Raw genomic sequence first — 21,376 nt, 5'->3', positions numbered from 1 at the left:
ACCGCGGACGGCGCCGGCGCCTGTCGAGAGGGCGCCTGAAGGGTTAAAATACGGTATGACTTCCCCGACTTTCACCCACCTGCGCGTCCACTCCGAATACTCCATCGTCGACGGCCTGGTGCGCATCGACGACCTGGTCGGCGCCGCCGCCAGGGACAAGCAACCGGCCCTGGCCGTCACCGATCTCGCCAACATGTTCTGCATGGTGCGCTTCTATAAAGCGGCGCGCGGCAAGGGGATCAAGCCGATCGTCGGGGTCGATGCCTGGATCACGAACGACGATAACCGCGACAAGCCGTCGCGCCTGCTGATCCTGGCAAAGAACCATACCGGCTACCTGCAATTGTGCGACCTGCTGTCGCGCGCCTGGCTCACCAACCAGCACAAGGGGCGCGCCGAGATCCGCACCGAATGGCTCGAAGCGCTGGCGACCTCGACATCCACGCTGACGCCCGACGTCGACCAGGCCAATGCCCTGATCGTGCTCTCCGGCGCCTGCTTCGGCGACGTCGGCCAGGCCATCGACAACGGCGACCTCGAACGCGCCGAACGCAATGCCGAACGCTGGGCACGCATCTTCCCCGGCCACTTCTATATCGAGATCCAGCGCGCCGGCGCCGCCAACCAGGAGGCGGCCGTGCGCCATTCGGTGGCGCTGGCCGGCCGCCTCGGGCTGCCGGTGGTGGCGACGCACCCGGTGCAGTTCATCAGCAAGGACGAATTCATCGCCCACGAGGCACGCACCTGTATCGCCGAGGGCGAGATGCTGGCCAACGCCAAGCGCGTGCGCCGCTTCAACGAAGAGATGTGTTTTAAAACGCAGGCCGAGATGGCCGCGCTGTTCCACGACCTGCCGGGGGCGCTGGCCAATTCGGTCGAAATCGCCAAACGCTGCAACGTCGTGCTCACGCTCGGCAAGCCGCAGTTACCCGACTTCCCGACGCCGCCCGGCATGACGATCGACGAATTCCTCGTCGCCGAAACAAAAAAGGGGCTGGAAGAGCGCCTCGAACAGCTGTTCCCCGATCCCGTCAAGCGCGAGGCCGAGCGCCCGCGCTACGAGGCGCGCCTGGAGTTCGAGAACAACACCATCATCAAGATGAAGTTCCCGGGCTACTTCCTGATCGTTGCCGAGTTCATCCAGTGGGGCAAGAACAACGGCGTGCCGATCGGTCCCGGCCGCGGCTCGGGCGCGGGTTCGCTGGTGGCATATGCGCTGAAGATCACCGACCTCGATCCGCTGAAGTACAACCTGCTGTTCGAGCGCTTCCTGAATCCGGAACGTGTCTCGATGCCCGACTTCGACATCGACTTCTGCCAGGAAAAGCGCGAACTGGTGATCCAGCACGTGAAGGATCTATATGGCCGCGATGCCGTGTCGCAGATCGCCACCTTCGGTACCATGGCGGCCAAGGGTGCGATCCGCGACGTCGGCCGCGTGCTCGACTACGGCTACAACTTCTGCGACGGCGTCTCGAAGCTGATTCCATTCAAGCCGGGCAAGCCGGTCTCGATCGCCGAGGCGATCGAGGAAGAACCGCTGCTCAAGGAACGCCTCGAAAACGAGGAAGAAGTCAAACAGGTGCTGGAACTGGCGCAGCAGGTCGAGGGCATCACCCGTAACATCGGCATGCACGCCGGCGGCGTGCTGATCGCGCCCGGCAAGCTGACCGACTTCTGCCCGCTGTACACGCAGGGCGGCGACGCCGGCGTGGTCTCGCAGTACGACAAGGACGACGTCGAAGCCGTCGGCCTGGTGAAGTTCGACTTCCTGGGTCTGACGACGCTGACCATCCTCGACCGCGCCGTGAACTATATCCGCGCACTCGATCCGCTTGATGCCGACTTCAACCTGGAAACGCTGCCGCTGACCGACCGGCCGTCCTACAAGCTGCTGTCGGATGCGAAGACGGTCGCGATCTTCCAGCTGGAGTCGCGCGGCATGCAGGGCATGTTGAAGGATGCGCGTCCCGACCGCTTCGAGGACATCATTGCACTGGTGGCCTTGTACCGTCCGGGCCCGATGGACCTGATCCCCGACTTCTGCAAGCGCAAGCACGGCGAAAAGTTCGATTATCCCGATCCGCGCACCGAGTCGATCCTGTCCGAGACCTACGGCATCATGGTCTACCAGGAGCAGGTCATGCAGATGGCGCAGATCGTCGGCGGCTATTCGCTGGGCGGCGCCGACATGCTGCGCCGCGCGATGGGTAAAAAGAAGGCCGAAGAGATGGCCGAGCACCGCGAGATCTTCCGCGCCGGCGCCGCCAAGGATGGCCTGTCGACCGAAAAGGCCGACGAGATCTTCGACTTGATGGAAAAGTTCGCCGGCTACGGTTTCAACAAATCGCACGCCGCCGCGTATGCGCTGCTGTCGTATCACACGGCCTACCTGAAGGTGCACCACACGGCCGCGTTCATGGCGGCCAACATGTCGCTGGCGATGGAGGACACCGACAAGATCAAGATCCTGGTCGAGGACGCGAAGGACGTTTGCAAGCTCACGCTGCTGCCACCGGACGTCAACGAGTCGCAGTTCCGCTTCACGCCGGAAGGGCAGCCGAAGTCCGTCACCGGCAAGCAGGTATCGAACATCCGCTACGGCCTGGGCGGCGTGAAGGGCGCCGGCCAGGGCGCGATCGAGGCGATCGTGGCCGCGCGTACGGAAGGGGGCAAGTTCAAGGACCTGTTCGACTTCTGCAAGCGCGTCGACCGCAAGCAGATCAACCGCCGCACGATCGAGTCGCTGATCCGCGCCGGCGCGATGGATTGCTTCGGCGTCGATCGCGGGATCCTGCTGGCTTCCGTCACCTTTGCAATGGAAGTGGCGGGCCAGGAAGCGGCCGCCGCCAACCAGGTCAGTCTGTTTGGCGGCGACGACAGCGATCTTGTCGCGCCACCGGAATACGTCAAGGCGACGCCCTGGACCGACCGCCAGAAGCTGTCCGAGGAGAAGACCGCGCTCGGCTACTACCTGTCGGGCCACATGTTCGACATCTACGCCGGCGAAGTGCGCCGCTTCGCGCGCACCCGCCTGCAAGACCTGGAACCGTCGCGCGAGCCGCGCATGTTGTGCGGCGTGATCACGGGGGTGCGCACCCAGATGACCCAGCGCGGCAAGATCCTGATCGTGGCGCTCGACGACAAGACCGGCGTGGTCGAGGTCACGGTCTACAACGAAGTGTTCGAGGCGAACAAGAACGCCTTCAAGGAAGACGAATTTTTACTCGTGGTCGGCAAAGTATCGGAAGACCGCTTTAATGGCGGCCTGCGCATCAGCGCCGAAAAGGTGTACGACCTGGCCAGTTCGCGCATCCAGTATGGCCACAAGCTGGAGATGGACCTGGCCTGCACGGTCAGCCCGGCCAGGATCGCCGAAGTGCTGGCGCCCTATAGACACCCGGACGGACTGCCGGTCAGCATGCGCATCAAGCCGGCGAACGTCGACTGTATCCTGCAGCTGGGCGACGAATGGCGCGTGGCGCCGTCGGACGCGCTGAAGCACGCGCTCGAGTTGACGCTGGGGGCGAAGGACGTGGCGGTGGAGTATTGATCGCTTGAGGACGTGAAAAAACCACCTGCGGGTGGTTTTTTTACGCGGCTGATGTGCACCGTAGGGTGGGCATGCCCACGCGTTACGTGCCGGTCCGCAGTCGCTGGCTGTGATGACTCGCTTCGACGTGTATAAAATACCGCTAACGTGACGCCGCAGGAGAGTTGAATGGTTGGCTGGCGCTGCCTCCGCGCTCGTGGGCTAACACTGCGTTGCATTCCGCGTGGGCATGCCCGGTGAACCCGTCATCGAGGCCATTGGCCTCGATGACCCATACGGTGCGCTGCGTTTACCTTTGCATCGAGCCTGAGCGCAGGATGAACGTACCCCGCGCTTGGGGGACATGCGCCAGCAAGGCATGCGCTACGTCGACAGCCCTGATCGGCCGATAGTCCGCAGGGATGAACGGCCGCAGTACGCCAGCCAATGCGCCCCCGATCCGCTCGCCGGCACGCGCCGGCTGCCCGAGCGCTGCGCGGTCGCCGGTCAGCAGCGACGGCCGCGCAATCACGAGGCCTTCAAAACCGAGTGCGCCCAGCGCGTCTTCGAGTTCGCCCTTGACGCGGTTGTAGAACACCCGCGAACCGCTGTCGGCGCCCATCGCGCTGACCAGGCCCAGCCGCCTGGCGCCGGCGTTGCGGACCGCACGCGCCACCGCCAGGTTGGCATCGAGATCGACCGCGCGAAACGCGGCCTGGCTGCCGGCCACCTTGATCGTGGTCCCGAGCGCCAGATACACTTCGTCGATCCCCGCCAGGGCGGGTAGGGCGGCGAAATTGACGACCTGCGTTGCCAGCTTCGGGTGATCGACGCCGGGCAAGCGTCGCGCCAGCACCTGCACCGACCCGACCGTGGGATCGGGCAGCAGCGCGTGCAGGAGTTCCTGCCCGACCAGGCCGGTGGCCCCGGCCAGCAAGATTCGGCGCGGCGCCGGCGCGTTAGCCATGGTTCAGGCGGACGGCTGCCGGTCCGCCGCCGCGGACAGCGCCTGGACGCCGTGGTCGCCATGGTCGCGTAAGCCAATGGCCGCCTGCGTCGTCTTGCTGGCCATGCGCTGGAGGACGATGTGCTGGTTGCTCGATGCCTGGTCGCGCTTCGCTTCGCGGTGCCACAGGTGGAACACCTCGGTTGCATAGGCGCCGTCCTTGCGCATCACGCCGGCGTGGTACAGGCGCGCGACCGCGTCCGAATCCTCGTAGCCCCAGCCGCGGAAGCTCTCGTCGAAACCGTTGACGCGTTCCAGGTCGCTGCGCCAGAAGGCCATGTTGCAGCCCTTGATGCGGCGGAAACTGAAGCGGTGGCGGCGGCGCCCGATGTCCGGCAGTTTGATCAGCAACTGGGCCGCCTTGCCCAGGCCCTGCAGGCGGTAGCGCAGCGTCTCGCCCACGCTGAGCGACTGCAGGTCGATGCCTTCCGCCAGCACGCGCTTGCTGAAGGCCTCGCTGAGCAGGATGCGGCTGCCGGTGACCATGTAGCCCGGTTCGGCCAGTTGGCGGTGGCGGGCGATGAAGTCGCGCTGCGGCACGCAGTCGCCGTCGAGGGTGACGATGTAGTCGCCGCTGGCGGCCAGGATGCCGTTGTTGCGCGATTCGGCCAGGCGAAAACCGTCGTCGGGCTGCCAGACGTGGCGCATCGGCACCGGCGCGCGTGCGCACAATTGCTCCACCAGCGTGCGCGTCGCCTCTCCCGAGCCATCGTCGGCAACGATGATTTCGAAATTGCGGTCGCTCTGGCGGAAGCATCCTTCAATGCAGGCGCGCAGGGCTTCCGGCCAGTTATAGGTGGCGACGATGAGGGAAATGCGGATGTTATTGTTCATGTGGGCCGCGGCGCGCAATGCCGGCGTAGCGCTGTCTCGAAGCGCCTATTGTGCAATGCCGCGCCGCTGGACGCAATGTCCATACAGGGCGCCGGCCAGCAGCAGGAACCAGTAGGCTTCGGTCGGGTCCCACAACAGGCTGTTGAACAGCGAGGTAGTGCCGTAGATCGCTACCAGCAGCGCCAGTGCGTCGGCGTTCTCGTCGCGCCGGTACAGCGCCGCCTTGCCGAGCGCGGCGAGCAGCGCGAAATACAGTCCGGCGCCGATCAGGCCGAGCTGCACCGCAAGCAGCAGCGGCTCGCTGTGCGGCTGGTGGCGTATTTTCAGCTCGTTCGGCGAGCCGGCCCAGATGCGCTGTGCTTCCGGCGCGAAGACCTCGGAGAAGGACCCGGTACCATGACCGAGCAGGGGCCGGTCGAGCACGGCCTGGGTGCCGATTTTCATGAAGCTCATGCGCAGGCCGTTGGGCGAGGTCGCGTCCTTGCTGGCCACTTCCATGGCGAGCAGGTCCATGCGCATCTTGAAGTTGGGCGACACCAGGTAGACGCCTGCAAACATGACCGACATGGCGGCGGCCACCAGCATGCAGCGCAGCAGCGTGATGCGCCCGCGCAGCAGGTACAGCGCGAACAGGCCGAGGAACAGGCCGACATAACCGGTGCGGCCATTGCCCATCAGGATGGGCGCGGCGAAATACACACCCAGCGCCAGCAGGGCGATACGTTTGCGCCAATCGCGCGCGTAGGTCGCGAGCAGGAAGACGGCGCAGGCGGCAAACGAGAGCAGGATGCCGATCGTGATGTGGTTGCGGTAGGCGTAGGGATCCTGCAGGTCGCCCACGCGCCACCAGCCCAGGCTCGACGTCGGCATCATGCCGAGCCAGACCAGGTAGAGCGCGGTCGCCAGCCACGTGCAGCCGGCCAGCGACCAGCGCAGCACGCGCGCCGGCAGGTCGGCGGCGCGCCAGCACAGGCATGCCGCGACCGGCAGCACCAGCAGTTTCGCGTACTTGCGCATGCCGGTGCGGACCTCGTCCGGCGGCGCGATCGACCAGGTACTGCCGACGATCACCAGCGCCAGCAGGGCGAGCGCGCACAGGGCCGCCGGCGTGCGCAGCGGCTGCAGCAGCGTGCGGTCGAAGATCGCCGCCAGCACGAAGGCGATCAGCGTCAGGCCGACGAACAGGTTCATCAGCGCGGTGGAGAACGGGATGCTGAAGGCGGCCAGCAGGAGCAGCAGGCGCGCCGCGCGCTCGATGCGGCCGCAGGCGGGAGCGGAGGCGGCAGGGTAGGACGGGTACTGCATCTTGTTTCCTTGGTCGGGGCGTCGCGCCGGCGTGACGCCTCGGGGCCGCCGGCAAAATCCTGTGCATTGTACCTGAGACAATTGGTGCTTTTTCCATACTGTGCCGCGCCGCGCCCGCCGGTGTTCGGCGGCGCGTAGCGGCGCGAATATGCGAAAATGGCGGGCTGGCCGCCTTGCCATGGCGGGCCGGATTTCCCGCGGCGCCGCACGGCGCCCTCCACCGCGAGCGAAAAGAGCAAATTGGATAACAGTGTCATCGTCAAGCGCCTGTGGGCGTTCATCAAACCCTATAGCGGGCGCGCCTACATGGCGCTGCTGGCCATGGCGCTCACCGCCGCCACCCAGCCGCTGCTCGGCAAAGCCTTGCAGCTGTTGCTGGACAAGGGTTTCAAGGAGAACGTGCCGTTTCCCCTGTGGTGGATTCCGGCCGTGCTGGTCTCGATCTTCATCCTGCGCGGCATCGGCACCTTCGCCACCGCCTACCTGAACAACTGGGTCATCAGCCGCGTACTGAACGACCTGCGCGCCAGGCTGTTCGACCGCCTGCTGCGCCTGCCTGCGGCGCGCTTTCAGGAAGAATCGACCGGCAAGATCATCAACACCGTGATCGGCGACGTGCGCCAGGTCGTGGACATGATCAACTCGGTGTTCATCGCCTGCGTGCGCGACACGCTGGTCGTGATCGGCCTGCTCGGCACCTTGCTGTACCTGAACTGGCGCCTGACCCTGGTGGCCGTCATCGTCATGCCGCTCACCGCCGGCATCGTGCGCACCACCACCAAGCGCCTGCGCCACATGCACCGCGAGAACCAGCGCGTGACCGCCGAAATGACGCAGGTGGTCGAAGAAGCGGCGCGCGGGCACCAGGTGATCCGCGTGTTTTCCGGCGAGCGCTACGAGCGCCGCCGTTTCGATACCCGCAGCGAGGCGCTGCGCGGCTTTTCGCAGCGCAGTACCGTCGCCTTTGCCGCCACCACGCCGATCACGCAAATCGCCACCGCCATGACCTTGTCGCTGGTGATCGTGCTGGCCATTCGCGCCAATATGACCGTCGGCGAATTCACGCAGTTCGTGACCATGATGCTGATGCTGCTCACGCCCTTGAAATCGCTGGCCGAAGTGAACGGCCCGATGCAGCGCGGGATCGCCGCCGCCGAAACCGTGTTCGAGATGATCGACTCGCCGGTCGAGGAAGATACCGGCACGCGCGAACTGGACAGGGCGGCCGGCCACCTGCGCTTCGAGAACGTGCGCTTCCACTATCCGAACGCGCAAAACGCGGCGCTGCAGGACGTGACGCTCGATATCCAGCCCGGCCAGACGGTGGCCCTGGTCGGCGTCTCGGGCGGCGGCAAGTCGACCTTTGTCAACCTCGCGACCCGCTTCTACGACCCGCAAGGCGGGCGCATCCTGCTCGACGGCGTGCCCTACCGCGACTTGCGGCTGGCCAGCCTGCGCGCGCAACTGGCGATGGTGAGCCAGAACGTGGTGTTGTTCGACGACACGCTGGCGGCCAACATCGCCTATGGCGTCGAGCGCATCGACTACGAGCGCCTGGCCGCGGCGATCAAGGCCGCGCACCTGACCGACGTCGTCGCGCGCCTGCCGGACGGCGTCGAATCGATGATCGGCGAGAACGGCATGCGCCTCTCGGGCGGCCAGCGCCAGCGCGTGGCGATCGCACGCGCGATCTACAAGGATGCGCCGATCCTGATCCTCGACGAGGCGACATCGGCGCTCGACAACGAATCCGAACGCGCCGTGCAGGCCGCGCTCGATACCCTGATGGCCGGCCGCACCACCATCGTCATCGCGCACAGGCTGTCGACCATCGAGCGTGCCGACCGCATCGTGGTGATGGAAGGCGGGCGCATCGTCGAGCAGGGCACGCACGACGCGCTGCTGGCGCAGGGCGGCATGTACGCCAATCTGTACCGCCTGCAGTTCGCCGCCGCGGTGGCCGAAGAATGAGCGGGCGCACCCTCGTCATCTCGCCCAACTGGATCGGCGACGCCGTGATGGCGCAGCCGCTGCTGCAGCGCCTCAAGCAGCAGCATCCGGAGCGCCCGATCGACGTGCTGGCGCCGCCGTCGGTGGCGCCGGTGTGGCGCGCCGCGCCCGAAGTGGATACCGTGCTCGAAACCCCGTTCCGGCACAAGGCGCTGCAGCTGCGCGAGCGCTGGAAGTATGCGCAGGTGCTGCGCGCGCGCGGCTACGTCGACGCCTACGTGCTGCCGAATACCCTGAAATATGCGCTGATCCCGTGGCTGGCCGGCATTCGGCGCCGGGTCGGCTACAAGGGAGAGATGCGCTACGGCCTGGTCAATGTGATGCACCGCGACGACGTGCCGCCGCGCCCGATGGTGCCGTTCTATGCGGCGCTGGCGCTGGCGCCGGATGCGCCGCTGGCGCCGGCGCCGCGCCCGCGCCTGCAGGTGCCGCAAGAACGGATCAAAGCGGCCTGCGCGCGCCTCGGCATCGAGGCCGGCCGGCCGCTGGTCGTGTTCGCGCCCGGCGCCGAATTCGGCCCGGCCAAGCGCTGGCCGCCGCGCCATTTCGGCGCGCTGGCGCAAGCGATTCTCAAACAGCATGGCGACGCCCAGATCGCGCTGCTCGGTTCGCCCAAGGACCGCGAGACCTGCGACGAGGTGCTGGCCACTGCCGGCGCCGCGGCGGCGTCGATGCGCAACCTCGCCGGCGAGACGAAACTCGACGAAGCGTTCGCGCTGATCGCGCGCGCGGCTGCCGTGGTGGCCAACGATTCCGGGCTGCTGCACGTCGCATCGAGCCTGAACCGGCCAGTGATCGCGCTGTATGGCCCGACCGATCCGGACCACGCGCCGCCGTTTTCCGACATCGCGCGCGCGCTGTCGCTGCGCATCGACTGCTCGCCCTGCCGCCAGCGCGAATGCCCGCTCGGGCATCACGATTGCATGGAGAAGATGGAGGCGCCGCTGGTGTGGAAGGCGTTGGCGCCGATGCTGGCGCGGTAGGCGTTCGGGCAGTTTTAAGCACGGACACGCGTGGGCATGCCCACCCTACGCGATCGGCTAGCGCCCGTTTGAAGCCCTTGGCCGGCGTTTAACCGTCGGGTATGTCCGGACACGAAAAACGCGTGGACTCGGGAGTCCACGCTACGAACAGCGGCGAATCGTAGGGTGGAGTCCTGACTCCACGCGTTCTTGCATCAACCTACCCGCAACGTATAACGCCGGACACGCAGCCCGGCGCTGACTGAACAATCAGCTCGCGTAATGCGCCGCTTCCCCGGCCAGTTCGCCATCGTCGGCCGCGTGCTCTTCGAGCGCCTTGATGTAGCGCGCCAGCGCATCCTCGAGCGAGGGCAGCAGCATGCCGCGTTCGCTGCCCAGGGCCGAGTAGTGCGGACGTACCGCCACATAACCCAGTTCCGTCGCCGGCCGCTCTTCCAGCGTGCGCGGCTCGACACCGGCCACCTCGCAGGCCTTGCGCGCCAGGTCGGCCCAGGTCACGGGCTGGCTATTGGTGAGATGCCAGACGCCGCGTTCGCGGTCGATCATCAGGTCGAGGCTGGCGTTGACCAGGTCGGGCACGTAGGTCGGCGTCACCACCAGGTCGTTCGAGGCCGTGAACGGCTGGCCGGCCTTCATCGCGGCCAGGGCCTGCGTCACGAAGTTGTGCCGGTCCCAGGGACCGAAGAACGAACTGGTACGGATGATCAGTGCCTGCGGGTCGGCTTCCAGCACGCGCAGTTCAGCTTCGGCCTTGCTGCGGCCGTACACGCCCAGCGGCGCCACCGGGTCGGACTCGAGGTAAGGGGTGTCCTTGGCGCCGTCGAACACCAGGTCGGACGAGAAGGTCATGAAGCGCAGCGCATGGCGGATGCAGGCCAGGGCCAGGATGTTCGGTCCGAGCGTATTGCCGTTCATGCAGTTCTCGACGTCGGTTTCGGCATCGTCGACGCGCACGTAGCCGCCGGCGTTGATGATCGCCCAGGGTTTGAAGTGCTGGATCGCCGCTTCGACCGAGGCCGGGTCGGTGATGTCCATGTCCTCGCGCGTCAGCACGTGGCAGGCCAGGTTGCGCTTCTTGCAGATGCGCGCGAAGGCCGAACCCAGGGTGCCGGTGGCGCCGGTGATCAGGATCGGCTGCACGTGGGCCGACTTGAACTGGCTGCGCACCGCGAAGTCCGCCACGGCGGTGCGGGTGGCAACCGGTTTGCACATGAAGCGGTCCGGACGGCGCCACCAGCCTTCACCCTGCAGCACCGGATTGGTCAGCGGGCGTCCCGAGGACAGTTCGCGCATCAGGTTGGCGACGGCGGTCGGACGCGGTTCGGGGCCGCGCACGTCGAACGGGCCCGGTTCGTAGTAGCCGCGGCATTCAGTGACCAGGCAGTTCCAGTCGTAGGAACCGAGCAGGGCCCAGACGGTGACGGCGCGCACGTCGGTACCTTTCTCACGCACCTTCTTTGCGGCGTTCCAGATCTCGACCAGCCAGCGCATCTGGTCTTCGCGGTTGGCGTCGATGTGGGCTTCGGTGACCGCGATCGGCAAGCCGTAGCGTTCCCAGCATTCCTGCAGGAGCGGCCCGATGCCCGGGGTCGGCGTGGCCAGCGCGCGCGGGGTTTCGATGTCGGCGAATAGCTGGCCGTCGTAGCTGCCCCAGCGGCTTTCCGGATAGCGCTCGCGGCGGTGGTCGATCCAGCGCTCGCTGGTCGCGTAGTAGTTGACGCCGACGATGTCGGGCGGGCAGGGGTTGTCGCGGAACCATTGCAGTTCTTCCGGCGTGGCGCCGGAGTCGATCAAGTAGCCATACATCTTGTGATTCTCGTCGATCATCCCGCACAGCATGTCCCAGCCCAGCCAGCGCCGCTCGTTGAAGAAGTCGACCAGTTCCTGCATCTCCGGCGTGCCGTAGGTTTTCGACAGGTCGTCGGTCGCCACCAGCTTGGCGTCCGGATTGACTGCGCGGATGGCGCGCATCGCCAGCACCGTGCCGCGGCATTCGCCGATCAGGGCACGGATAAAGATCTCGTGGGACTCGCCATGCGGGTACCAGACGCCATACAAGCCTGAAAAGCGCGCTGTGGTCAGTGGTTCGTTGACCGGGGTGTAATACTCGGCCCACGGGTAGCGGCGGGCTACCGCGCCGGCGTATTCGGCGAGCTTTTCGGGAAAGTCGGCATCGACCAGGCTGGTGTGACGCGGACCGCTGCCATGGTGCAGCAGGCCGACGATCGGGGTCACGCCCAGGCTCTGCAGCACCGGCAGGCGCTCGTCGGACCAGGACCAGTCGGCATCCTCGATGCGATCGGGAGCCACGCATTCCCACAGGACGGGATAGCGGATGGCCTTGATGCCGAGGGAGGCGAAGCGTTCGATGTCTTGCAGACGGCCGACGTGGCCATTGCGTTCCATCTGGCTGAAGTAATTGTCGCGTACACGGTTGACCGTGCATTCGAGTCCGCCCCAAAGCGCCAGCTCGGGTGCGGTATCTGGCTGGATTTGCTTGTTGATGTTCATGAGATCTACCTGCTTTGATGAAGACAGGCTCCAGCCTAGCGGCCCAGCGCAGGCTGTTATGTGAATCGGCTAACATATAAGTGACATTTCGGACTAGTCCTACTTTTTAGCTTAACATCCATTTCCTCTGCTAAATATCGCCTATCTGCATCGAAATCGTGCGCTTCTGTTCGGCGGGCACGTGCAGAATTGTCACATTATTGTTTATTCAGCAATTCCGTCAAAACGAAGGCGCGGGAGTAGCTCATGTATATGGTGTATTGGACGATTATTGAGGAAACGGATTGCCGTCCCCATGCGCAAGGATTCGGCACCGACGAAATGGTCAAGGCCATGGGCTTCATGGAAGATTTGCGGCGGCGCCAGCGCGCGGGCGAGGGCGTGCGCTTCATCACGATGTGTTCCGAGCACCCGGAGTCGGTGGGACACCCCGGGGTGGACGTGACAGGGCCGGATTACGACTGGAAAAAGCGGCGGCGCTGAGGCACGGCCGCCGTAACAATCAGGACTGCTTCAGCTGGCCGATGACGCTGGCCACCTTGGTGGTGATCACGTCGATCGCCGGGCCATTCGCGCCGTGCGGCAGGATGACGTCGGCCTGGCGCCTGGTCGGCTCGATGAATTGCTTGTGCATCGGGCGCACGGTTTCCAGGTACTGGCTGACGATGCTCTCCACCGTGCGGCCACGTTCGGTGATATCGCGCTGCATGCGGCGGATGAAGCGCACGTCGGCGGCGGTGTCGACAAAGATCTTCAGCGACATCATCTTGCGCAGATCCGCGTCATACAGGGCGAACAAGCCCTCGATCACGATCACCGGCGCCGGTTTCACTGGAATGGTGCGGTCCGAGCGGTTGTCGATCGTGAAGTCGTACTCCGGCATCTCGATCGCTTCGCCATTGCGCAAAGCGCGCACATGCTGGACCAGCAGCGGCCAGTCAAAGGCCTGCGGATGGTCGTAATTCTGCTTGCGCCGCACTTCCGGGGTCAGGTCGGACTGGTCGCGGTAGTAATCGTCCTGCATTACCACCGACACCATCTCGGTGCCGAACGACGCCAGCACCTGCTGGGTCACCGTCGACTTGCCACTGCCGCTGCCGCCGGCGACACCAATGACGAAGGGAAAAGATGAGGGAAGAGAAGAAGGGAGGGAAGAAATCTCATTCATCCCCGCATGATACCGGAGCGGCGACAGGACTGCAGGCTGTTCGCCGAAAAGTGGGTAGTGGGCGATGGCGCGTCTTCATTGCACGCTGCTGCCGATGGCCGCATTCTCGGGGCGTTCCCACCGTACCGGATCCCCTGGCTTCCAACCATAAACATCGCCGCCTACCCCTATATCGATGAGAAACAGGTAAGGAGGTTCTCGCGTCCAGCAGCCTTCGGTACATTTCAGCCGGAAGGTCATTCCGTACATTTATGGAACGCGCACACTTGCTGTTTCCATGTATCCGGGCCTGAACATGCGTGCGTATAACCGCTTCTTTCCTTTGGTGTCAGGTCGAACCAGGTACTGTCGTCCTTGACCCAGGGCTCCCAACCGCCCGCTTTGAATTGGTTCTGCAGGTTTTCCAGGATGAGGACGGCCTCGTCGAAAGGCAGCGGATCCAACATCGGTGAAGTAGCAAGCGAGACTGCCTGGTTTTGCGAGAAGGTAAGCGCAGCGAACTTGGTCGGTGGCAGCGTGAAGCCGTGTTTCGGATCGGTAAAACGGATAATCACGGCCGGTTCTGTAACCCAGGTCGCGCCGAACTTATTATCTGTGTCGTCGGCGGGTCGGTTTGAGCGTTCCATCACTGGATAGCTAGAATCCTTGGCAACTTGCTCGAAGGTCTGGCCAAGGCGGAACGCCAGAACGGTCGGCTCGGGAGGGCGTGAATGCCACCAAACAATGGCGACAATGGCCATAGACCCGACGGCGAGATGAGAACGGGATGGCCTCACTTCATACCCCTGCGACTGGCAGCCGGATGAGACGGGTCCCACAGCATGGGAGCTCCTTTTTCTGATCCGAATACATCGCGGCCGACACCAACATCGATAAGGAATTTGTAGGGCGGCTCACGTGTCCAGCAGCCTTCGGTACATTTGAGCCGAAAGACCATGCCGTACAGATCGGGAATACGCAAGCTTGCCTCCTCTGCGTATCCGGGCTCGAACATCCGTGCATACAGGCGCTTCCTGCCTTCTGGCGTCAGGTCGAACCACGTACTGTCGTCGTCTGCCCATGGCTGCCAGCCTCCTGCCTTGAATTGATCTTGCAGGTTTTCCAGAACGGCAACGGCTTGGTCGAAGGATAGCTCCTCAAGCATGGGCGATGTAGCGAGCGTGGCGGCTACGTTTCGCTGGATACTGAGCGCAGCAAACTTTGTCGGCGGCAGCGTGAATCCATGTTGGACGTCATTGAGGCGGATGATAACGGCCGGCTCCGTAACCCAAATCCCACCCCAGCCGGTTTCGGGGTCCGGCGGACTCGAGCGCTCCAGGACCGGGAAGGTCGAGTCTTTAACTACCCCCTCAAAAGCTTGCCCCGGGCGAAATGAGAGGATGGTTGGCTTAGGGGGGCGCGATTGCCAACCGATAGCCAGGACGATAAAGCCAGCCAAAACGGCCAAGATGCGATACCGACCTTTCATACCACGCCTCCGCCGGCGGCAATTGCACGGATCGACTTTTCGACACGAGGCCGCTCTGCACTGTTCAGAAGTTGGTCAAATTGTTTCGCAGCCTGATTCACGAATTGCATGCGCTCGGCAGCCAACCAAAGCTTGGCATCTTTGGCCCGCGAGAACCATGAGGTGAAGCCCGTGCTCGCTCGACATTCGGCCGACAGGGTCAATTTGATTTCCATATAGTCTCCAGTTGGAAATCCAGTTGCCCACGCATACTGATTCATGGCAAGGAGCTTTTGCAGCACCTCGTCGTCGTATATAATTTTCTGGAGAATGTTCACTTGCTCATGCTGAGCCAAGATTTCAACACTACGCGCGAGATTTCCGTGTTCGATCTGTTCAAACGCGTCACGAATCTCGATGAATGGTATTCCGAAGCGCAGCTTGTTTCTGCTAACCGCCCAATGCACTGAATGTTTCTCGCTATATCTTCTTTTTAAGTAGGTCTCAAAATCTTTCCACCCCCGCTCCATAAAAAACCTGTGCAGCGGATAAATATCCAAAAACAGATGCGCATTTCCGAAGCCCAGCTTCTGAAACATGTATGCCGCGCCAGCCTCGGTCGCCGCCTGCATCCCGACCGCCGCCTCCGCCCCCGGCATGGCCGCGGCAATCGAATGCGCAAGGTCTTCGCGCGCGCGCCGATTCTTGTCGAGCGTTTCGGCCGAATGCAGCAACCCGCACCCAACCTGCTTCGACGCGAACGCCGCCAGTCCCGCCCACTGGAAGCGGTTATCGGCCAGCCATAACTTCGCATACGCCGCATTGATGCGCCGGTTGCGCTCGCGGTCGTTGCCTTCCAGGCTGCCGTCGATGGTGAGGATGTGTTCGGCTTCGACCTGGAAGGTGCCCCACAGGTGTTCCGGCGTCAGGATCGGGACGCCGATCGCCTTTTCCACGGTGGCCGCCGGGCCGACGCAGTGGTGCAACTTGCACTCGGCGAGCGGCTTGATGTTGCGGTTGATGGGAATGCCGTGGTACTTGTGCCTGGGGAACCAGGGGTTCGGTGCACCGGGGACGTAACGGGCCTGCATCGGGCGCCCCTCAGCCGGCGTCGTCCACCTGCCAGGTCACGGCGCCGGTCCGCTGCGCGGGCGCGAGCGGTTCGGTGCGGCCCATGTCGTCGAGCAGATCCGCAACCGTCCCCTGCGCCAGGTCGAGCCGGTACGAGCCGGTGTCCAGCGGCTGCAGCGTGTCCGGATCGAGCAGGATGAGCGGCAGCAGGTCGGCGTCGTCGGCATCGAGCCCGGCCGCGTTGGCGCGCGCCGCCGCCTCCGTGGCGGCGGCCGCTTTGCCGGCGTACCAGTCGCCGTCGATCGATTGGCACATGAAGGTTTGCGCTGCGACCAGGCGCGGCGGCGGGCTGCATTTGCAGACGCACAGGTCGTCGTGCAGGGCCACCAGGCGGCCGTCGGCCGTTTCGTCCAGGCGCGTGCCGTCGGGCACGATGACGCCTTCCGACAGGCAGACGGGACACCAGCAGCTGTCGCCCGCGACCGCCACCGGCACCTCGTTGATGGTTCGGAAGCGGCTGCCGGACGTGACCTTGCCGCCGGCCGACGTCGCGGCACCGAGTGTGATGAAATATCTGTCGACCATGGCGTCCTCGTCATCTCGTCGTGTTGGCGAAGACTCCAATCTAGCGATGGGAGAGGCTGCTCGTTTGCGCAAGCGCAGGCATGTCATGTCGAGAGAAGGCAGCTACAGGAAAGGCCTGCAAAGACCACGGTTGCGCACAAGCGTCGCCGGCACCGAACGCCTATTACGTTCGCAGCGAAAATGCCTCGGCGATCGAAACCAGTTCGCCGGTGCCGGCCGCGTCGTAGCCGGGCAGGGCGGCCACCAGCCGGTGGTAGGACGGATTGCGCATCACCTCGAACAACTGGCGCATGGCCGGCTCGTCGACGGCGTCGCGGCGCAGTGCAAAATAATAATGTTCGCGCACCAGCGGCAGGAAGTCGAGCTTGAACTGGGCGGCAGCGGCCTGCATGCCGAAGCCGGCGTCGGCCATGCCGCTGGCGATGTAGGCCGCCACCGCCGAATGGGTGAACTCGGCGCTGTTGAAACCGTTGAGCGATTCGGGCGGCGGGCCGTCGGCCGCCAGCATCATCTCGAGCAGCATGCGCGTGCCCGAGCCGGCCTGGCGGTTCACGAAACGCACTTCGGGCCGCGCCAGGTCGGCCAGGCCGCGGATGCGCAGTGGATTATCGCGCGCCACGATCAGCCCCTGCTGGCGCCCGGCCACGCGCACCAGGCAGTGCAGGTTCGGATCGAGCCAGCGCAAATACCAGGCCGTCGTTTGCGCCTCGAAGCGCCCCAGCGGAATGTGGAAGCCGGCCAGGTCGCATTCGCGCCGCGCCAGCGCCGCCACGGCGTCGGTGCTGGTGCGGTAGCGCAGGTCGAGCGGCAAGGCGTCGCGGTCGATGCAGCCGGTCAGCGCGGCTACCGCGAAACCATGGCTGGCATCCATGCGCAGGGTGCGGATGGTATTGGCCGTGATGCGCCCCAGTTCCGCTTCCAGTTCCGAGGCCAGGCTGTGCAGGGTGGGCGACAGGCGCGCGGCGATGCGGCGGTCGGCCCAGACCAGCTTTTGCGCCAGCGGCGTCAGCAGCGTGCCGCGCCCGCGTCCGGTCTGCAGCAACTGCGTGCCGAACAGGCTTTCCGCCGCGCGCAACAGGCCCCAGGCATAGCGGTAGGACAGGCCGACGCTTCGCGCCGCCTGGGCGATGGAACCGGTGTCCTGGATCGACAGCAGCAGGCCGAGCAGGTTGGCCATGTCGAGCGGCACTTCTCCCTTGACACTGATTTCCCAGTGCGGGCGGATGTGAACGGTGAGCATATGCTGAAAATAGCCTATTTCAGTGCCAAAAACATCATGATACCCTCGGAAAGCAATAATAAATGCCTGATAGATATGCTTAAAAAAGCATATTCAGGAACATAAAAAACTGGAGGGGACAATGGGGTTGTTTGATTTTCTGAGCAAGGAACGCACGATCGCGGGACCGGGTTTCAATCGCTGGCTGGTACCGCCGGCGGCGCTGGCGATCCACCTGTGCATCGGCATGGCGTATGGCTTTTCGGTGTTCTGGCTGCCGCTGTCGAAAGCGATCGGCATCAACGATCCGGTGGCCTGCGCCGCCGACATGGGCTTCATGGCCGAGATCTTTTCCACCACCTGCGACTGGAAGATCTCGATGCTCGGCTGGATGTTCACGCTGTTCTTCGTCTTCCTGGGCCTGGCCGCGTGGCTGTTCGGCGGCTGGCTCGAGCATGCCGGTCCGCGCAAGGCCGGCCTCGTCTCGGCGGTATGCTGGTGTGGCGGGCTGGTGATCTCCGCCTTCGGCATCTACACGCACCAGATCTGGCTGATGTGGCTCGGTTCCGGCGTCATCGGCGGCATTGGCCTCGGCCTCGGCTACATTTCGCCGGTGTCGACGCTGATCAAATGGTTCCCGGACCGGCGCGGCATGGCGACCGGCATGGCCATCATGGGCTTCGGTGGCGGCGCCATGATCGGCGCGCCGCTGGCCGACAAGCTGATGAAGCACTTCGCCACCGCCACCTCGGTCGGCGTCTGGGAAACCTTCCTGGCCCTGGCCGCGATCTATTTCGTCTTCATGGTGGCCGGCGCGCTGACCTACCGCGTGCCCGCCACCGGTTGGAAGCCGGCCGGCTGGACCCCGCCGGCGCAAAGCGCCAACACGATGATCACCTCGCGCCACGTGCACGCCAGCCGGGTCTGGGGCATTCCGCAGTTCTGGCTGATCTGGGGCGTGCTGTTCCTGAACGTCTCGGCCGGCATCGGCATCCTCGGCATGGCCTCGCCGCTACTGCAGGAAGTGTTCGGCGGGCGCCTGATCGGCGTCGACCTCGGTTTCAACGAACTCGACGCCGCGCAGAAGGGGCAGATCGCGGCGATTGCCGCCGGCTTCACCGGCCTGCTGTCGCTGTTCAATATCGGCGGGCGCTTCGCCTGGGCTTCGTGCTCGGACTACATCGGCCGCAAGGCGACCTACTTCATTTTCCTGGTCCTCGGGTTCATACTGTATGCATCGATTCCGTCGATGGCGCATGCCGGCCAGCTGGCCCTGTTCGTCGGCTTCATCTGCATCATCCTGTCGATGTACGGCGGCGGCTTTGCCACTGTGCCTGCTTACCTGGCCGACCTGTTCGGCACCCAGATGGTGGGCGCGATCCACGGCCGCCTGCTGACCGCCTGGGCCGCCGCCGGTGTGCTTGGTCCGATCCTGATCAACTACATCCGCGAGTACCAGATCGCCCACGGCGTGCCGAAGGCACAGGCGTACGACGTGACGATGTACGTGCTGGCCGGCCTGATCGTGGTGGGCATCGTGCTCAACACGATGATCCGTCCATTGGCCGACAAGCATTTCATGACCGATGCCGAGCTGGCGGCGGAGAAGAAGCTGGCCCACGAACGCGACGTCAGCGCCATGGGCGGCGCCCGAGGCGGCGCCAGCGGCGCCGGCGTGGCATCGAGCCCGGCGGTGGCGCTGTTTGCCTGGCTGGCGGTCGGCATTCCGCTGATGTTCGGGGTGTGGGTGACGCTGCAGAAGGCGGCGGTGCTCTTCAAGTAATCGCTGTGCGGGCGGCGTGCAGGCGGGCATGCCCGCCCTACGGTGTACCACCGCCACGGATTAACGCCACGGTTCGCGGTCGACCACCGCCGCGGACCGGCACCACGGGCCGGGCGTAGCGTAGGGCGGCATGCCCGCGTACACCGCTCGAAACACCAACATCGCCACGACAAACCAACGCAACACGCATCACAACCTGGGACGCACCATGAACCACCCCATCATCCCGATTGCCCGCATTGGCAACATTGACGGCGCCAGCCGCCAGCGCAAGCGCGAAGCCCCGAAGGGCCGCCGCGTCGACCCGCAAGCACTGGCCGACGTCCAGGCGCTGCTCGGCACCGAGTCGCGCCAGCGCGACCTGCTGATCGAACACCTGCACAAGCTGCAAGACCACTTCGGCTGCCTGTCCAGCGCCCACATGGCCGCGCTGGCCCAGGAAATGCGCCTCGCGCAAACCGAGGTCTACGAGGTCGCCACGTTCTACCACCACTTCGACGTGGTGAAAGAGGGCCAATCGGCCCCGGCTGTACTGACCGTGCGCGTCTGCGCCGGCCTGTCGTGCGAGATGGCGGGTGCCCGCGAACTGCTGGCCAGGCTGCCGGCGCTGCTCGGGCGCGAGGTGCGCTTGCTGGAAGCGCCCTGCATCGGCCGCTGCGAGCAGGCGCCGGCGGCGGTGGTGGGACAGCATGCAATTCCGAATGCCAGCGTCGAGACGATCGTGGCGAAAGCCGCCGCCGGCCAGACCACGGATGCGGTGACGGACCACATCGGTTTCATGGATTACCGCAAGGACGGCGGCTATCAACTGCTGCGCGCCTGCGTCGCCGGCGAGCACGACGTTGAGGACGTCATCAAGACACTGGAAGCCTCCGGCCTGCGCGGCCTGGGCGGCGCAGGCTTCCCGCTGGGCCGCAAGTGGCGCATCGTGCGCGCCGAAGCCGGCCCGCGCCTGATGGCGATTAACATCGACGAAGGCGAACCCGGCACCTTCAAGGACCGCGTGTACCTGGAACGCGACCCGCACCGCTTCCTGGAAGGCGCCCTGATCGCCGCCTGGGCGGTCGGCATCGAGGCCATCTACATTTATCTGCGCGACGAATACCACGGCTGCCGCGCCATGCTCGAAGCCGAACTGGACAAGTTGCGCGCCGACCCGCCGCTGCAGGGCATGCCGCCAATCTACCTGCGCCGCGGCGCCGGCGCCTACATCTGCGGCGAAGAGTCGGCCATGATCGAATCGATCGAGGGCAAGCGCGGCATGCCGAGATTGCGTCCACCCTACGTGGCGCAGGTCGGCCTGTTCGGGCGGCCGACGCTGGAACACAATTTCGAATCGCTGCACTGGGTGCGTGAGATCCTGGAACGCGGCGGCGACTGGTTCGCCAGCTTTGGCCGCAACGGCCGCCGCGGCCTGCGCTCGTTCTCGGTCTCGGGCCGCGTGCGCGAACCGGGCGTCAAGCTGGCGCCGGCCGGCATCACGATTACGCAACTGATCGACGAATACTGCGGCGGCATGCAGGAAGGCCACAGTTTTTATGCCTACCTGCCGGGCGGCGCCTCGGGCGGCATCCTGCCGGCCGCCATGGGCGACATTCCGCTCGACTTCGATACCTTGCAACCCTACGGCTGCTTCATCGGCTCGGCCGCCGTGGTCGTGCTGTCGCAGCACGACACCGCCACCGCCGCCGCGCGCAACACGCTGGCTTTTTTCAAGGACGAGTCCTGCGGCCAGTGCACGCCCTGCCGCAACGGTACCGCCAAGGCGCTCGACATCATCAACAAGCCGGTCTGGGACGTTCCCTTGCTGGGCGAACTGTCGCAGGTCATGCGCGACGCGTCGATCTGCGGCCTCGGCCAGGCGGCGCCGAATCCGTTCGACTGCGTCATCAAGTACTTCCCGCACGAGCTGGAAAGGTAAT

Annotated in this window: 16 protein-coding genes; 6 read left to right on the top strand and 10 right to left on the bottom strand. The window is 64.9% G+C overall.

From position 1 onward, the window contains the following. The first annotated feature begins 55 nt into the window (after positions 1 to 55). Entirely contained in the window at positions 56 to 3,553 is a 3,498-nt protein-coding gene (gene dnaE / locus AC56LG_RS07005) for a DNA polymerase III subunit alpha (protein WP_497165388.1), read from the top strand. Positions 3,554 to 3,842: 289 nt separating this feature from the next. On the opposite strand, the gene AC56LG_RS07000 is transcribed toward dnaE, so the two are convergent. From AC56LG_RS07000 to AC56LG_RS06990, 3 genes are read right to left on the bottom strand one after another with little or no spacing between them, the layout of a single operon-like run. Continuing rightward, positions 3,843 to 4,499 (bottom strand): NAD(P)H-binding protein, encoded by a 657-nt coding sequence (locus AC56LG_RS07000; RefSeq protein WP_497165387.1) that lies wholly within the window; start codon positions 4,497 to 4,499, stop codon positions 3,843 to 3,845. Positions 4,500 to 4,502: 3 nt separating this feature from the next. Further along, positions 4,503 to 5,372 (bottom strand): glycosyltransferase family 2 protein, encoded by an 870-nt coding sequence (locus AC56LG_RS06995; RefSeq protein WP_497165386.1) that lies wholly within the window; start codon positions 5,370 to 5,372, stop codon positions 4,503 to 4,505. Between the two features lie 45 nt (positions 5,373 to 5,417). After that, positions 5,418 to 6,677, bottom strand: coding sequence for an O-antigen ligase family protein (locus AC56LG_RS06990; protein ID WP_497165385.1), 1,260 nt, complete (start codon positions 6,675 to 6,677; stop codon positions 5,418 to 5,420). Positions 6,678 to 6,983: 306 nt separating this feature from the next. Here AC56LG_RS06990 and msbA point away from each other — a divergent pair, with 306 nt between their 5' ends. Next, a complete protein-coding gene (msbA, locus tag AC56LG_RS06985; RefSeq protein ID WP_497165828.1) occupies positions 6,984 to 8,648 on the top strand; it encodes a lipid A export permease/ATP-binding protein MsbA in 1,665 nt (554 codons plus the stop codon). Continuing rightward, positions 8,645 to 9,670 (top strand): lipopolysaccharide heptosyltransferase II, encoded by a 1,026-nt coding sequence (waaF, locus tag AC56LG_RS06980; RefSeq protein WP_497165384.1) that lies wholly within the window; start codon positions 8,645 to 8,647, stop codon positions 9,668 to 9,670. Before msbA ends, waaF begins: the two co-directional genes overlap by 4 nt. 249 nt (positions 9,671 to 9,919) lie before the next feature. On the opposite strand, the gene AC56LG_RS06975 is transcribed toward waaF, so the two are convergent. Beyond that, a complete protein-coding gene (locus AC56LG_RS06975) occupies positions 9,920 to 12,181 on the bottom strand; it encodes a sugar nucleotide-binding protein (protein ID WP_497165383.1) in 2,262 nt (753 codons plus the stop codon). Between the two features lie 246 nt (positions 12,182 to 12,427). Between AC56LG_RS06975 and AC56LG_RS06970 the strand changes: the two genes are divergently transcribed. Beyond that, positions 12,428 to 12,664, top strand: a complete 237-nt coding sequence (locus AC56LG_RS06970) for a hypothetical protein (RefSeq protein WP_497165382.1) — start codon at positions 12,428 to 12,430, stop codon at positions 12,662 to 12,664. 19 nt (positions 12,665 to 12,683) lie between these two features. Here AC56LG_RS06970 and udk read toward each other — a convergent pair whose 3' ends face one another. The 6 genes from udk to AC56LG_RS06940 form a co-directional block, all read right to left on the bottom strand. Then, the gene (udk, locus tag AC56LG_RS06965; protein WP_497165381.1) at positions 12,684 to 13,349 is read right to left on the bottom strand and encodes a uridine kinase; all 666 of its coding nucleotides are present in this window, start codon (positions 13,347 to 13,349) and stop codon (positions 12,684 to 12,686) included. A 236-nt stretch (positions 13,350 to 13,585) separates the two neighbouring features. After that, positions 13,586 to 14,089 (bottom strand): hypothetical protein, encoded by a 504-nt coding sequence (locus AC56LG_RS06960; protein ID WP_497165380.1) that lies wholly within the window; start codon positions 14,087 to 14,089, stop codon positions 13,586 to 13,588. A 32-nt stretch (positions 14,090 to 14,121) separates the two neighbouring features. Continuing rightward, positions 14,122 to 14,817: a hypothetical protein gene (locus AC56LG_RS06955; protein WP_497165379.1), complete on the bottom strand. Its 696-nt coding sequence runs from the start codon at positions 14,815 to 14,817 to the stop codon at positions 14,122 to 14,124. After that, the gene (locus AC56LG_RS06950) at positions 14,814 to 15,887 is read right to left on the bottom strand and encodes a DUF2515 family protein (RefSeq protein WP_497165378.1); all 1,074 of its coding nucleotides are present in this window, start codon (positions 15,885 to 15,887) and stop codon (positions 14,814 to 14,816) included. The genes AC56LG_RS06955 and AC56LG_RS06950 overlap by 4 nt, the downstream gene beginning before the upstream one ends. A gap of 10 nt (positions 15,888 to 15,897) precedes the next feature. Continuing rightward, positions 15,898 to 16,452, bottom strand: a complete 555-nt coding sequence (locus AC56LG_RS06945; RefSeq protein ID WP_497165377.1) for a PAAR domain-containing protein — start codon at positions 16,450 to 16,452, stop codon at positions 15,898 to 15,900. 163 nt (positions 16,453 to 16,615) lie between these two features. Further along, entirely contained in the window at positions 16,616 to 17,692 is a 1,077-nt protein-coding gene (locus AC56LG_RS06940; RefSeq protein WP_497165376.1) for a substrate-binding domain-containing protein, read from the bottom strand. A 121-nt stretch (positions 17,693 to 17,813) separates the two neighbouring features. Here AC56LG_RS06940 and AC56LG_RS06935 point away from each other — a divergent pair, with 121 nt between their 5' ends. Together AC56LG_RS06935 and AC56LG_RS06930 are read left to right on the top strand one after the other, a co-directional pair. Then, positions 17,814 to 19,454 carry an OFA family MFS transporter gene (locus tag AC56LG_RS06935; protein WP_497165375.1) on the top strand — a complete coding sequence of 547 codons (1,641 nt, stop codon included), beginning with the start codon at positions 17,814 to 17,816 and terminating at the stop codon, positions 19,452 to 19,454. A 208-nt stretch (positions 19,455 to 19,662) separates the two neighbouring features. Further along, positions 19,663 to 21,375: an NAD(P)H-dependent oxidoreductase subunit E gene (locus AC56LG_RS06930; protein ID WP_497165374.1), complete on the top strand. Its 1,713-nt coding sequence runs from the start codon at positions 19,663 to 19,665 to the stop codon at positions 21,373 to 21,375. Position 21,376 lies beyond the last annotated feature (1 nt).

Source organism: Telluria sp. ZB2R32, assembly GCF_059685715.1.
Note: the sequence above shows the minus strand (reverse complement) of the source record. Positions and strands in the feature narration are given on the sequence as shown.

Coding starts and splice junctions, on each gene's coding strand:
- dnaE (WP_497165388.1), top strand. CDS start 56: ATGACTTCCCCGACTTTCACCCACCTGCGCGTCCACTCCGAATACTCC.
- AC56LG_RS07000 (WP_497165387.1), bottom strand. CDS start 4,499: ATGGCTAACGCGCCGGCGCCGCGCCGAATCTTGCTGGCCGGGGCCACC.
- AC56LG_RS06995 (WP_497165386.1), bottom strand. CDS start 5,372: ATGAACAATAACATCCGCATTTCCCTCATCGTCGCCACCTATAACTGG.
- AC56LG_RS06990 (WP_497165385.1), bottom strand. CDS start 6,677: ATGCAGTACCCGTCCTACCCTGCCGCCTCCGCTCCCGCCTGCGGCCGC.
- msbA (WP_497165828.1), top strand. CDS start 6,984: ATGGCGCTGCTGGCCATGGCGCTCACCGCCGCCACCCAGCCGCTGCTC.
- waaF (WP_497165384.1), top strand. CDS start 8,645: ATGAGCGGGCGCACCCTCGTCATCTCGCCCAACTGGATCGGCGACGCC.
- AC56LG_RS06975 (WP_497165383.1), bottom strand. CDS start 12,181: ATGAACATCAACAAGCAAATCCAGCCAGATACCGCACCCGAGCTGGCG.
- AC56LG_RS06970 (WP_497165382.1), top strand. CDS start 12,428: ATGTATATGGTGTATTGGACGATTATTGAGGAAACGGATTGCCGTCCC.
- udk (WP_497165381.1), bottom strand. CDS start 13,349: ATGAATGAGATTTCTTCCCTCCCTTCTTCTCTTCCCTCATCTTTTCCC.
- AC56LG_RS06960 (WP_497165380.1), bottom strand. CDS start 14,089: ATGGCCATTGTCGCCATTGTTTGGTGGCATTCACGCCCTCCCGAGCCG.
- AC56LG_RS06955 (WP_497165379.1), bottom strand. CDS start 14,817: ATGAAAGGTCGGTATCGCATCTTGGCCGTTTTGGCTGGCTTTATCGTC.
- AC56LG_RS06950 (WP_497165378.1), bottom strand. CDS start 15,887: ATGCAGGCCCGTTACGTCCCCGGTGCACCGAACCCCTGGTTCCCCAGG.
- AC56LG_RS06945 (WP_497165377.1), bottom strand. CDS start 16,452: ATGGTCGACAGATATTTCATCACACTCGGTGCCGCGACGTCGGCCGGC.
- AC56LG_RS06940 (WP_497165376.1), bottom strand. CDS start 17,692: ATGCTCACCGTTCACATCCGCCCGCACTGGGAAATCAGTGTCAAGGGA.
- AC56LG_RS06935 (WP_497165375.1), top strand. CDS start 17,814: ATGGGGTTGTTTGATTTTCTGAGCAAGGAACGCACGATCGCGGGACCG.
- AC56LG_RS06930 (WP_497165374.1), top strand. CDS start 19,663: ATGAACCACCCCATCATCCCGATTGCCCGCATTGGCAACATTGACGGC.